At 58.8% G+C, this 12,533-nt stretch carries 11 protein-coding genes; 2 read left to right on the top strand and 9 right to left on the bottom strand.

Annotation, left to right across the window (positions count from 1 at the left end; all coding sequences use genetic code 11):
* Nucleotides 1-124: 124 nt before the first annotated feature.
* Nucleotides 125-1,666 carry an O-antigen translocase gene (locus tag B3605_RS03135; protein WP_296432214.1) on the bottom strand — a complete coding sequence of 514 codons (1,542 nt, stop codon included), beginning with the start codon at nucleotides 1,664-1,666 and terminating at the stop codon, nucleotides 125-127.
* A 91-nt stretch (nucleotides 1,667-1,757) separates the two neighbouring features.
* The gene (locus B3605_RS03130) at nucleotides 1,758-3,071 is read right to left on the bottom strand and encodes a polysaccharide biosynthesis/export family protein (RefSeq protein WP_296432212.1); all 1,314 of its coding nucleotides are present in this window, start codon (nucleotides 3,069-3,071) and stop codon (nucleotides 1,758-1,760) included.
* 484 nt (nucleotides 3,072-3,555) lie between these two features.
* Between B3605_RS03130 and B3605_RS03125 the strand changes: the two genes are divergently transcribed.
* The gene (locus B3605_RS03125; RefSeq protein WP_113008907.1) at nucleotides 3,556-5,091 is read left to right on the top strand and encodes a GumC family protein; all 1,536 of its coding nucleotides are present in this window, start codon (nucleotides 3,556-3,558) and stop codon (nucleotides 5,089-5,091) included.
* Between the two features lie 110 nt (nucleotides 5,092-5,201).
* On the top strand, nucleotides 5,202-5,933 hold the full coding sequence (locus B3605_RS03120) for a CpsD/CapB family tyrosine-protein kinase (protein ID WP_409457178.1): 732 nt from the start codon (nucleotides 5,202-5,204) through the stop codon (nucleotides 5,931-5,933).
* Between the two features lie 39 nt (nucleotides 5,934-5,972).
* On the opposite strand, the gene B3605_RS03115 is transcribed toward B3605_RS03120, so the two are convergent.
* The 7 genes from B3605_RS03115 to B3605_RS03085 all read right to left on the bottom strand — a co-directional run.
* The gene (locus tag B3605_RS03115; RefSeq protein WP_112818775.1) at nucleotides 5,973-6,476 is read right to left on the bottom strand and encodes a hypothetical protein; all 504 of its coding nucleotides are present in this window, start codon (nucleotides 6,474-6,476) and stop codon (nucleotides 5,973-5,975) included.
* A gap of 105 nt (nucleotides 6,477-6,581) precedes the next feature.
* Nucleotides 6,582-7,349 carry a 2-keto-4-pentenoate hydratase gene (locus B3605_RS03110; protein WP_113008908.1) on the bottom strand — a complete coding sequence of 256 codons (768 nt, stop codon included), beginning with the start codon at nucleotides 7,347-7,349 and terminating at the stop codon, nucleotides 6,582-6,584.
* Nucleotides 7,350-7,434: 85 nt separating this feature from the next.
* Complete coding sequence (locus tag B3605_RS03105; protein WP_112943545.1) at nucleotides 7,435-8,817, bottom strand: FGGY-family carbohydrate kinase; 1,383 nt, start codon at nucleotides 8,815-8,817, stop codon at nucleotides 7,435-7,437.
* Nucleotides 8,814-9,134 (bottom strand): L-rhamnose mutarotase, encoded by a 321-nt coding sequence (gene rhaM, locus B3605_RS03100; RefSeq protein WP_112943544.1) that lies wholly within the window; start codon nucleotides 9,132-9,134, stop codon nucleotides 8,814-8,816. The genes B3605_RS03105 and rhaM overlap by 4 nt, the downstream gene beginning before the upstream one ends.
* Nucleotides 9,131-10,144, bottom strand: a complete 1,014-nt coding sequence (locus tag B3605_RS03095; protein WP_112943543.1) for an ABC transporter permease — start codon at nucleotides 10,142-10,144, stop codon at nucleotides 9,131-9,133. The genes rhaM and B3605_RS03095 overlap by 4 nt, the downstream gene beginning before the upstream one ends.
* Nucleotides 10,141-11,142, bottom strand: a complete 1,002-nt coding sequence (locus B3605_RS03090) for an ABC transporter permease (RefSeq protein ID WP_112973070.1) — start codon at nucleotides 11,140-11,142, stop codon at nucleotides 10,141-10,143. Before B3605_RS03090 ends, B3605_RS03095 begins: the two co-directional genes overlap by 4 nt.
* A gap of 9 nt (nucleotides 11,143-11,151) precedes the next feature.
* Nucleotides 11,152-12,533 (bottom strand): sugar ABC transporter ATP-binding protein (locus tag B3605_RS03085; protein WP_296432209.1); only part of this gene is annotated, 1,382 nt, incomplete at its 5' end.

Raw genomic sequence — 12,533 nt, 5'->3', positions numbered from 1 at the left:
TGCCTGCTTCCGCCGCTTTCAACTAAGTCCTCGCCGCTCACTGCATCGTGTTTACGCAAAATACCGGCAAACCTCAATGCGACAGTTTGAGCAATTGGCAGGCGTATCTGTATCTTTCAGCGGATCACGGGACTTGGCGCACGGAACCTGACCAGGACAATGCAGCGCGGCAGAGCCTCGTTCTGACCACGCGCGGCAGCGCTTCCGGCGGCAACAGTTCGGCCAATGTCTTGAGCGAGTAGAGCCCCGTGGCGGCGGTGGCGGCGCAGCCCATCGATGCGGCCAGCCAAGTCGGCAGGAACTGGAAAGCGAGAAATATCAGGCCCGACATAGGAAGGTAGACCATGACGAGGATACGATTGATCGCCGAGTAGCGAAAGCCGGTATAGCGCCGCGCGATCCAGTAGACGAGAATACTGTGCCACACATAGAGGCCAAAGAAGGCGATACCGGCACCCATCGTTCCGAAGGCCTTGATGCAGATCCAGGCGAGACCGACATGAACGACCGTGGCCGCAACCTCAGTCCAGAAGAATATCCGCTGGGCGCCTTTTGCCAGAATGATGAAACCGATGGGCCAGGCCACGATGCGAAGCATCATCCCCAGGCAGATCCACCGCAAGAGATCCACGGCCGCATAAAAGGCGGGCGAGTAGAAGACATGCATGATCAGTGGGGCGAGCGTGAGCGTGGCAAGCAATCCGGGACCGGCAAGGAGCACGCTCACCTGCGTCTGTTCGTTGACCAGACGATTGCATTGGGCGTTGTCATTGGCGACACCCGTCAGCCGCGGATAAAAGTCCGTTCCCATCGCCTGCAGGATGAAGCCTGCATATAATCCACCCAGCGACCACGCGGCTTGATATAGCCCCGCCGCGACGATGCCTGCCTCATCCAAGACCATGATGCGGATGGCGTAGGCGCTGCCGAAGGTCAGGAAGCCGGTGATCATGAAGATGAAGCCGAGCTTGAACAGGCCGGCGGCTTCGAAGCGCAGATCCTTGAACGACAGGCGGCACGGGTTGATTTCTATCTTGCGGCTGTACCACCATGACGTGGCGAGCGTCGCCGCAGCGATGCAGACAAGCGACGCAACGATACCCTCTTCACCGTAGAAGTAGATGATGGGTATGCTGATCACCGTACTGTAGAAAGCACCCAATATGCCGAGGCGTGCAAGGCTGGCGATGTCGCGCACACCCTGAACAAGGGCCGCCTGCCCTCCCGACATGACCTGAAACACGATCACGATGGACAGCAGCCGCATCGCCGTCGCATGCTGGTCGTCGCCAAATGTCCATCTGGCGATCGGCGCGGCAAGCAGCGCCATGACAAGCGTTCCGAGCAGCCCAAGCACGACCGAGATACGCCTCAGGGCAGTCGCTGTTCTGGCAATCCGATCCGGGTCGTTGCTGCCGACGGATTCGGCAATTTGGCGGACACCGCTGGCGTTCATCCCGAAGCCCGCTATGGCATGAACGATGTCGATCGTCGCGTTGTAAAGGCCAATCAGACCCACGCCTTCAGGTCCCAGCAGGAGCGCCATCGCCTTGTTGCGAATAATCGAAAAACCGATACTCACAACGGAGGACCCGCCGATCAGAACCGTGGATTTTAGGATCTGCGTGTAGCTTTGTCGTCCAGTCGCGTTTGCATCCCTGGCCATCAAGGCACGCTACCCTCTAATGGCGCGCGTTCGGCATACCGCGCGAGCGAACCCGCGATACGGCCGTGGCTGTTGCGCGACGAGAGCCTGTTCATCGGCTTGCCTGATCCGCCCCGGGAATCGCAAAAACCTGCTCGACCGGCTTCACTGCTTGCAGGGAAGGTCGAGTTACCTTGACGACATCGCCGGGCATGAGTGCAGAAGTCTCCGATGCGGAGATTTCGTTTATCGTCCCGTTTTCCCTGCGCACGATAACGAAACCCAAGACGGGCTTCTCATCCTGCTTTACGGCTCCACCGAGAGACGACAGACTGTCCAACACCAGTTTCTGGCTGGTCTCGCGCTTGAGCTTAAGCTGAACGAGTGCGGCTCGTTCAGACTGGAGATCTGATGCGACTTCCGTCTTTCGCTCGTCGTAAAGCGCTTGCAGATCCCTCGTCGTCTGGCTGATGCTTTGGCGGGCTCGCATAATCGCCGTGCTGATGTCCAGCCGGGTGTCTTGATAGCTTCTCAGTGCACGCTCGACCTCACCCTGCCGAGTCGCGACCACGGCGCCCTTGGCAACGAGCATCGCGGTGCTATCGACCTGCTGCTGGATGGATTTGATATTCTCGTCAGTACTTTTCGTCTTCTGTTCGAGAACGCCGATTTCTTCGTTGAGGAGATCCCGCAGCTCGGCGAACGACTTGGCTTTCCGATCAACCGCGTTCGCCCTGGCTTCGAAAATCACTTTCTCCTGATTATAGACGGCCGCGGCGAACGGATCAGCCTTGTCGGGCTGCTGCGAGAAATCGACCGAGGTCGCGCCGGCCATCTCCGCTTCCAAGCGGACAATTTTGGCGTTGCTGCGGGTGATAGCGTCGTCCAGCTCCTTCAAGCTACCGGCCAACCGCGTCACTTCGCCAGCGCCTTCAAGCGCCAGAGGCGCGCGATACTCGCCGCCGCCCAAAGCAAGCGCCTGCAATACAGTCAACCCCGAGCTAAATTTGTACTCACCGGGTTTGGATACATCCCCAACGACATACACAGGTGGATATTCAAGTATCTGGACGGTCGTTGCCGGCGCATCGACCAGTCCGATCTTTTCCTTCAAACGGTTGGCGATTTCAGCGGCCAGACCGTCGTCGTCGAGATTACCAACGGCAATGCTGCCCAGCACCGGGACAGACACCGTGCCCGCATCCGAAATGGTGAAATCGCCTCCGATCGAGCCCCATTGTTCATAGACGCCCTTGGTCGGCATCCATTGAACAACGCTCAACCTGATCTTCGTATGAGGCGGAAGCGGAGCGCTAGCGGCGACGCCGGCAAACATCGCCGTTCCCAGCGCAAGCAGGGTTGGCAACCAACCCAGCCGCTTTGGATGATGACGACCTGTCGAAAAACACTTACGTTGCATGACCATGCTCGATCATTCCTCACCGTAATGCGAAAACGCTCAACATACTGCGCACCTCGCCGAGTAATTCCTTATCGCGCACCCGGCAATATCTCGCCCAGGGACGCAGGGTTCATTGAATTTCGTAGATTTAACATTCATTGTATTACTGCGAGAGATCAATATGCCCGCTCTACCAATATAGACTAGTTTCGTCTCATTCTCTTGGCGACAGAAAGAATATTTAATTCGCATCGATGACTAAATAACTGAATGAATCAGAAATATGTGCCGGTGACGACATAAATACGCACGACTCCGAACTATAAAATCATCAATTACAAAATTATCATGCAGTCAAATTGCCAGTAAGCGACACCCTGACCAAAGGTACTAGCAACCCGAGCGCGGCATCCACTATCGATGAACTACCCTCGGCTGGGGAACTGACCGAAAATGAACGCAAGATAAAGCACGTTCAGATTCTCAGGATCAGTCAGGCGAACTTGTAATGGGTGATATTGATTTTCGTTTCTACTTGTCGATCCTGCTAAGGCGACTGCCGCACATCATCGCTCTCACCGTCGTCACGACAGCGCTTGCACTGGCGATTGCTCTGCTGATGCCAAAGTCCTACCAGTCAACGGCAAAGATCCTCGTCGAGGCTCCACAGATTCCGACAAATCTCGTGAAGTCGACAGTCCCTACCAGCTCTCTTGAACAGCTGTTGATCCTTCAGCAGCAGATGACGACGGGCGACAATCTGGTCCAGCTCGCCGACAAGTTGGATGTCTACGGTAGCGAAAGGCAGGAGCTATCGACGGATGCAGTAATCAAGGACATGCGTTCCCGCATCACCTTTGATCAACTACCACTTGGCGACGGAGCAACGACGGTTTTCAGCATCATCTTCGAAGCTGGAACGCCGGAATTCGCGGCAAAGGCCGCCAACGAACTCGCTTCTTCGATCCTGCTGGGCAATCAACGACAGCGTACTGACCGAGCCGGCGATACGTTGCAATTTTTCAACGAAGAAGTGAAGCGGCTGGATGCCGAGCTGAATCGAATCGAGGCCGAGCTTCTTAAATTCAAGACCGATCACAGGGATACTCTTCCAGAGAGCTTGGAGTTCCGTCGGCAGCAACAGGCGAGCCAGCAGGAGCGACTGGTGGCGCTGGAACGTGAAGAAGCGGACCTCCGCGCGCGGAGAAGCTTGTTTGCGGAAAATGCCTTCACGACAGGCAATGTCGGTCCGCTTAGCACGGAGCAGCAGATGCTCTTGGATTTGAACAAGGCCCTGGCCGAACAGCTTGCGATCTTCTCCGAAGACAGCCCCAATATTATAAGCCTGCGATCGCGCATTGCGACGCTGCGCGGCAAGGGTGCGGCAAAGGCAACCGGTCAGGCCGGCAAACAGGGCGTGTCGGCTCTCGATCTACAGTTGGCGGATATCGACAAGCGTCTGGAGGCGATCGACCGCGATCGCACATCGCTGACAAAGAGCATCGCCGACATCACGAAATCCGTAAGCGAAACCCCGGCAACACAAACGGCGCTGAACGTCATCGAGCGCGATCTCGGCAATATCCAGACACAGTACAACACGGCAATTGCACGGCGGGCTGAAGCATCGCTGGGCACCCAGATCGAGGCCCGCTCGGACGGCGGACGCTTCTCCTTGTTGGAGGCGGCCAAGCCGCCAGAAACGCCGGTGAAGTCGAAGCGTCGAATAGTCATTCTTGCAGGCGCCGTTGGCGGGATCGCTCTTGGCTTAGGGCTTACGTTCCTACTCGAAATGATGAACCGCACGATCCGCAGACCATCGGAACTGAGCCAGCTCCTACAGCGTCAGCCGCTTGGCGTCATTCCGTATATCGGGTCACCGAGCGAGACGACCGGCGGCTTCTACAACAAGAGGTTTGCGGCAGCAGCCGTCTCGGCGAGCATCATCCCCGCCTTCCTCCTGATCATCCACTACTTCTATGCGCCGTTGGCGAGCGCTTTTCAAAGGCTGCTATCCGGCTTCATGAAGCCCGGTTCGATGTAACACGAAACCGCTGAGAATGGCCGGCTACATCGAACAAGAGAGTTAAGGCAAACCCAATGGAACAGACCGTGGTATCGTCATTTTCGCAAGCGCTCCAGGAGAAGAGTAACATGTCCCCAGCGCCTTCGCGGGAAATCAGCGACCTAGCGTGGGAAAAGCTTCAGCCGTTTACCCCGGATGCGAGTCTCGTTGCGAAAAACCGTATCGTGACGGTCAATCGCTCAGACACCGCGCATACCGCCTTCGACATGATGCGCACCAAGATCCTGCAGAACATGCGGGAGAACAATTGGACATCAGTGGCTATTACATCGCCAACACCCGGTTGCGGCAAGACCTTTAGCGCACTCAACCTTGCGTTCAGTCTGGCGAACCAGAAAGACTGCCGCACTGCACTGCTGGATCTCGACATGAAACGTCCCCAGGTCGGCAAGACGCTTGGAATTCGCGATGCCGCATCGATGGAATCGTTCCTGCGAGGCGAGCTACAGGCCGACGACATCTTTCGGCGCCACGGAGGCAATCTCGCCATAGCCGCCAATAAACAGGCCGTCCAGTTTTCCGCCGAACTGCTACAAAGCGCCGCGTCGACCCAGGCGCTGCAGGACATGCGTGAACGGATGCGCCCCGATGTCGTCATTTACGACCTGCCGCCGATGCTTTCGACGGACGACGTTCTGGCGTTTCTGCCGAATGTCGATTGCGTAATTCTGGTTGCTGCCGCTGAGCAGAGTACGCTCAGCGAAATCGACATTTGCGAACAGACGCTTGCCGAAAAGACAAGCGTCCTCGGCGTCGTGCTGAACAAGTGCAAGTTCAGTGCCGAAAAGTATGGCTACTGATCGAACCAGTTCGATGCCACGCATCAAAAAGCCAGCCAGCTAATTTCGCTGCAGGTTGATCTCACTGGTCACGACCTGCTTACCGGATGCGGGGTCCTTGTCGACCGTTCTGATCCTCAGTGCGTTCGCGCCGGAGTGCCGGATCGTCATGGTCGCAGCACGATCGCCGTTGACGATCCTCGACCAAGTGACCGCGAGCTCGATGGCATCGCCTCGCCTTGCGCCGTTGAGTGACGAAACCCTACCTGAGGGACCAATATAACGGCCGGAGTAGCTGCCGCCGGTAGCCGTAAGCTGCGCGGACACCGCGCGCGAAACGACCAACATACCGGTGCACTTGCCATCCATCGACAACGCTTCACCATTGGCTTTCGACTGAAAACTACAGTTTAAATTGATCGGGGATGAGGCCGTTGTGCGCTTCATCATCCCGCCGCCGGTCCAACTGCCGGCAAGCGACTTGAGAAACGGTGCCTCGTTCGCGGTTGCACCTCCAGCAGTGCAGACAATGAGCGCGCATAAAGCGAGACGATATATCCCCATGACATCCTCCCGAAGTCCAATCCGGGAGAATGCATGAAGACCATCAATGTTCCGCGTTTTTTTCTGCGCCGCCTATGCGAAGGCGGGGAAGAACGCACTCATCGATCAGACGATGGAAAGGCTGAGACGCGTTTCGTTGCCGAGAACGATGTCGATCGGGCCGCGCGACGTCAGCTCGATGGCTCCGCAGAGCGTACCGGTGGTGATCAGGGCGCCCTTCTTCAGCGAGGTGTGCGGGCGCAGCTTGTCATTCGCGTAGGCCATCAGCCATACCAGCACGTCGTCCTTCGGATGGCGCGCGATGCCGTCATAGATCACCTGTTCACCATGCGTCACCTTAAGTGAGGTATTGCCGATGGTGTCGACGATGCATTTCGGAAGCGTAGGACCGAGAACATAGCCCTTATTGCCGATGCGTTCTGCCAGATAGAGCAGGAACGACACCTGTCCGCTCTCCACAATGCTGCTGGCCAAAAGCTCTGCGCCAAGATGGCAGTCCGCGATCGCCGCGACGATCTCATCGCGTGTATAGTCACCGCTCTGGCGGACCGGAAGATCCTGGCCCAGGCGGACCGCGACTTCCGCCTCGAATTTCATGCCCGGACGCCAGGAAATCGACGCGCCTGAAACGGCCTCAAAATAAGGATGCAAGGGCGCGAGGACAGGCTCACCCGAGGGCGACATGGCGACCTTCCATGCGTGTGTCGAGATGCGCTCTTCGGCGGCAAGAAAATTCTGCGCATCCATCGCTTCGCGTAAAGTCGCGGGCAATGCGAAATCCGCCGTCGGCGCTTTTTCGCCTGCCTTTTCAAGGCCACTCAATCGCGCGGCCAGCGCCCGCGGATCGAAACCCTCGCCGGATGAAACTGTCATGTCGTACTTTCCTCACCTAGTATGAAAGGCGCTTCAACTCTACCGGCATTCATAGATGGCGCAAAGAGGCGATCCGGAAAGAGTCTTATGCTAGCGCGGCGTACCAGCATCGCCGATACTCCGGCAAGTGAAAGATCTCGCGCGGAGGAAAATGCTTCTCTTTACCTGTCATCGGAGCAATTCCGGTGAGAAGTGCGGCACCTGCGCTCGTGCCCGTCGAGCCGGGAACGGCGAACACATCCCGGCCGGTGAGCGCAGCGACCACATCGAGATAGGTCTCATTCAGCGAAAACGGCCCCTCGACGACAACGGGACCGCCGGCGCCGATCAAGCCCAGGCACGCTTCGGTCATCAGCGCCAGATAGAGGCAAACCGCCGCGTAATGTTCGCCAGCGCTCGCCGCTTCGGCGTTGACCCAGCGCCGCTCCTTGCCTTGGAATGGACCGGACCCGGGCGCCACATTCGGCAAGAGCATCATGCTTTTTTCGATGACATCAGGCATGGCCGCGACCGCGTCCTCGATAGACACGGGCCCGATCTTGGCCGACAGGATTTCAAATTCGCGACCGCCCATGAAGCGCGACGACGGGACCGCCCGACCGTAGGCATCGACATTGGCAAGCGTATCGCGCTTCGGATCGAGATGGTCGAGATCGCCACCCACGCCGAAGTTGACCACCCACGTGCCTGTCGAGACGACAGCAAACGGGGCTTGCCGACTGACCAAATGCGGCAGCAGCGAAGCGTTGGAATCGTGGATGCCGCAATAGACGGGAACTGGTTTTGAGAGGCCGATCTCTTCCGAGATCTCAGGGAGCACCGGGCCGAGCGCGTCGAAGGCCGAGCGGATCGGCGCCATCAGCGGTCTTATATCAAGCGTGTCGACGAGGCTGGAGTAGCTCGATTCGCGCGGGTTCCACAGATCCGTATGACAACCGAGCGATGTTACCTCGTTGGCCGCGATACCAGTCAGCCGCGCCGCCCAGTATTGGGCGTAGGTGACGATGGTGGCGACATTGGCGAACGCCGCCGGAAAGGCCGACTGCTGATAGTGCAGCTGCGCTCCGATGTTCAGGCCCATCGACTGGCGCGGCGAATAGGTTTCGTCGAATGATGGGCGCAGCGCCGTATAGGCGTCGATAATCTCGCGTGGATATTCTTGCTCATAATCGAGCACCGGCATGGCGAGCGTACCATCCGCAGCAAGCAGAGCGGCGCTGGCACCATGCGTGGTGATCGAGATCGCATCGAAACCGGGCGACACGGCAAATTGCTTCAGCGCGTCGAGCGCAAAGGCCCACAGCGCCTCCACATCGTAATGCGGATAGAGACCGGATTTGACCACCACGTTCGGCGTCTTGACGACCGCAACCTCAGCGCCGGTGGCGCTGTCGAGCACAACGACCTTGGCATTCGTTTTGCCGATATCGAGAACCGCGACGCGGGCGTAGATCTGACTTGATGTCATGGCATATGAAAGACGGTGACGAGGTCGGTCTGGACAGGCGAATTATCCGGATTGGTGGCCATGATATCGCGCATATGCGCCCACCACCGCTTCATCACCGGGTGGTCTGGCAGGCTCGACAGGGTGTTGTCGCTGGTGCGCGTCAACACGCCGAACAGCGTGTTCGTCTCGCGGTCGAGATGGATCGAGTAATCGCTGGCGCCGGACTGGTGCAGCAGCTCGACCAGTTCCGGCCAGATTTCGTCGTGGCGCTTGATGTACTCGGCTTCCATGCCGGGATTGAGCGTCATCTTGAAGGCGTGTATTTCCAGCGTCATTTCGGACTCATGGCTTTGATGCGGCGAGCGATGATCGGGATCGCGATGGTGATGATCAGCAGCAGGCCGATGAAGATCGACATGACGATGCCGGGAACGTTGAGCAGGCCAAGGCCGAAGGTGACGAGGCCCATGACGAAGGCGGCGATGACGACGCCACCGATCTTGCCGGAACCGCCGAGGATCGAAACGCCGCCGAGAACGACCATGGTCACAACCTCGAGCTCCCAGCCCTGCGCGATCGACGGGCGCGTCGAGCCAAGCCGCGAGGTCAGGCAGACCGAGGCGATGCCGCTCATCACGCCCGTCAGCATGAAGAGGATGAACTTCACTCTCTCGACGGGGATGCCGGAAAAGCGCGCGGCGAAATCGTTGTTGCCGATCGTGTAAACTTGGCGGCCGAAATTGGTAGCGTGCAGCAGGATGGCGAACAGGATCGCCAACACGATGAAGAGCACGAACTCGAAGGAGAAGACCCAGACGACATATCCCTGGCCAAAGAAGGCGAATTCCTCGGGATAGTTGCCGTAGGCCTGATCGCCCAGCACGATATAGGAGATACCGCGAAACAGGCTCATCGTGCCGATGGTGACGACGATGGACGGCAGTTTCATCACGGAGACGAGGAAGCCGTTGAACATCCCGCAGAGCAGGCCAACGCCGACGCCGATGGCGACAAGACCCGGCGCACCGACACCCGCCTGCGCCGCGGCCCCCATGGCGGTCGAGGCCAGCGCGATGATGGCGGCAACCGACAGGTCAATCTCGCCGGATATGACGAGCAGCGCCATGGCAAACGCGATCATCGCTTTCTCGGTAAAGTTGAAGGTCGCGTCCGAGAGGTTCCAGGCGTCGAGGAAGTAGGGCGATGCCAGCGAATTGAAGATGAAGATAACGACGGCCACGCCGAAGAGCAGTACTTCCCAGCTGGACATGATCCGCTTGAATGGCGTTCCCAGGCGATCCGGGATGACCCGTTTGTCGGTGGGCGTGGAAACGACGGTGCTCATGCTGCCACCTCTGCTGGAGTTTCCGCGGCGGCCTTGTCGCGCAAGATGATGCGGCCGCGATTGCGCTCGCGCCTTGCGTTGAAGACGACTGCGAGAATGATGACGGTGCCCGAGATCGCCATCTGCGTGAAGGGCGAGATGCCGATGACGGGAAGGGCGTTCTTGATGACGCCGAGGAAAAGCGCGCCGAGCACGGTGCCAAGCACCGATCCGACGCCGCCGGCGATCGATATGCCGCCGATGACGCAGGCAGCCACGCTATCGAGCTCGAAGCCGTTGGCGATATCGACATAGGCGACCGCATAGCGCGACACCCAGAGGTAGCTCGCAAGACCGGCAAGCGCGCCCGACAGAACGAAGGCAAGGAACTTGGTCCAGCCGACATCGATACCGGCATAGACCGCCGCTGTCGGATTGCCGCCGGCGGCATAGGTAGAGCGGCCGAACTGGGTGTATCTCAGTACGATATAGATCAGCGCGACGATGATGATCGCGGCCCAGCTCAGCACCGGCATGCCGAGAACGACGGTGCGGGGAACGTTGAGGAAGGTCGGCGTCATCTGATGCGCATTGACCCACTCGCCGCCGGAGAGCACGAATGCCATGCCGCGATAGATGGTGAGCGTTCCCAATGTGACGACGATCGGCGGGATCTCGAGTGCCCAGACGAGGAAGCCATTGATGGCGCCGAGGCAGGCGCCAATGAGGATCGCGGCGAGGATCAGGACGATCAGCGGCAGATCCGGATGCGCGGCGTTCAGCATCGCAATCGCCATGCCGGTGAAGGCGAGGTTGGCGGCAACGGACAGGTCGATCGACTTCGTCAGGATAACCGTCATCTGCGCCAGCGCCAGGATGATCAGGATCGACGTGTCGTTGAAGATGCCGGCAAGGTTTCCAGGCGTTGCAAAGCCGTCAGCGCGGCTCGAAAAGGCGGCGATCATCACCGCGATGATGATGAAAAGCAGCGTTTCGCGTTTTCTCAAGAGTCTGGACATCAGCTATCCTCAAGCGTTACCGGTGGCAGCGCGCACCAGCGTTTCCGGCGTCAGGTCCTTGCGCTCGAAAAGGCCGGCCGACAGGCCCTCCTTCATGACAAGCACCCGATCGGACATTCCGATGATCTCCGGCAGCTCCGATGAGATCATGATGATGGAGAGGCCCTCGGCGGCGAGCTCGCTGATAAAGCCGTGCACGGCCGCCTTCGAGCCGATGTCGATGCCCTTGGTCGGTTCGTCGAGAATGATGACCTTGGGCATAGTCGCCAGCCATTTGCCGATGACCACCTTCTGCTGGTTGCCGCCGGACAGAGTTCCAACTGGAACCGAGAGTGCCGCCGCGCGCAGATCGAGCCGCTCGGCATACTTGCGCGCCAGCGCGAATTCATTGGCCGCCTTCAGGAAGCCTTTGCGCGAGGTGCGCCCCAGCGATGGCAGCGTCATGTTCTGGTAGATCGGCATCGGCAACGCCAGGCCGTGGCGGCCGCGCTCTTCCGGTACATAGACGATGCCCGCCCTGATCGCATCGAGCGGCGAGTTGATGCTGATCTCCCGGCCATCAAGCGTGAGCTTACCCGACAACGGCTTGGTGATGCCGAACAGGGACTGACAGAGTTCGGAACGGCCGGCGCCGATCAGGCCGTAAATGCCGAGAATTTCGCCCTTGCGAAGCGTCAGCGAGATATCGCGGAACTCTGTCTGGTGACAGTATTTCTCGACCTGCATCACCGGTCCGCCGATCGCGACGTCGATCTTCGGGAACGCGTTCTCGACGTCGCGGCCGACCATCATGCGAACGATCTCGTCCTGCGGTGTGGCCTTCAAATTACCGTGGCCGACGGCGCGCCCGTCACGGAAGACAGCGAAGTTGTCAGCGATCTCGTAAAGCTCGTCGAACTTGTGGCTGATGAAAAGGATGGCTTTGCCCTGCGCCTTCAGGCCTTCGACGATACGGAAGAGATCGTCGATCTCCTTGCGCGACAGGGCGGCGGTCGGCTCATCCATGATGACGATGCGGGCCTCGATCGATAGTGCGCGCGAGATGGCCACGAGGTGGCGTTGCGCGATCGAGAGGTCCTTCAGACGGATCGTCGGATCGATATTGCTTTCAAGCGAGGTGAGCAGCGCCTTGGCGCGGCTGTTCATCAACTTCCAGTCGATGGTGCGCAAACGCGTGCGTGGCGCATGGCCGAGGAAGATGTTTTCGGCAACCGTCAGCTCGTCGAAGAGCACGGTTTCCTGATGGATCGCGGTGACGCCAGCATCGATCGCTGCCTGCGCATTGGCAAACGTCGTCGGCTTACCATCGATGAGGATTTCGCCTTCGTTCGGACGGTAGATGCCGGTCAGGATCTTGACGAGCGTGGACTTGCCTGCACCGTTTTCGCCGA

Origin of the sequence: Rhizobium sp. UBA1881, assembly GCF_002338015.1 — a bacterium.
GTDB lineage: Bacteria > Pseudomonadota > Alphaproteobacteria > Rhizobiales > Rhizobiaceae > Rhizobium.
This window is presented reverse-complemented; position numbering and strand designations above follow the sequence as displayed.

What these genes read in the sequence shown, in the direction of transcription:
- B3605_RS03135 (WP_296432214.1), bottom strand. Translation starts at nt 1,666, where the DNA reads ATGGCCAGGGATGCAAACGCGACTGGACGACAAAGCTACACGCAGATC.
- B3605_RS03130 (WP_296432212.1), bottom strand. Translation starts at nt 3,071, where the DNA reads ATGGTCATGCAACGTAAGTGTTTTTCGACAGGTCGTCATCATCCAAAG.
- B3605_RS03125 (WP_113008907.1), top strand. Translation starts at nt 3,556, where the DNA reads ATGGGTGATATTGATTTTCGTTTCTACTTGTCGATCCTGCTAAGGCGA.
- B3605_RS03120 (WP_409457178.1), top strand. Translation starts at nt 5,202, where the DNA reads ATGTCCCCAGCGCCTTCGCGGGAAATCAGCGACCTAGCGTGGGAAAAG.
- B3605_RS03115 (WP_112818775.1), bottom strand. Translation starts at nt 6,476, where the DNA reads ATGGGGATATATCGTCTCGCTTTATGCGCGCTCATTGTCTGCACTGCT.
- B3605_RS03110 (WP_113008908.1), bottom strand. Translation starts at nt 7,349, where the DNA reads ATGACAGTTTCATCCGGCGAGGGTTTCGATCCGCGGGCGCTGGCCGCG.
- B3605_RS03105 (WP_112943545.1), bottom strand. Translation starts at nt 8,817, where the DNA reads ATGACATCAAGTCAGATCTACGCCCGCGTCGCGGTTCTCGATATCGGC.
- rhaM (WP_112943544.1), bottom strand. Translation starts at nt 9,134, where the DNA reads ATGACGCTGGAAATACACGCCTTCAAGATGACGCTCAATCCCGGCATG.
- B3605_RS03095 (WP_112943543.1), bottom strand. Translation starts at nt 10,144, where the DNA reads ATGAGCACCGTCGTTTCCACGCCCACCGACAAACGGGTCATCCCGGAT.
- B3605_RS03090 (WP_112973070.1), bottom strand. Translation starts at nt 11,142, where the DNA reads ATGTCCAGACTCTTGAGAAAACGCGAAACGCTGCTTTTCATCATCATC.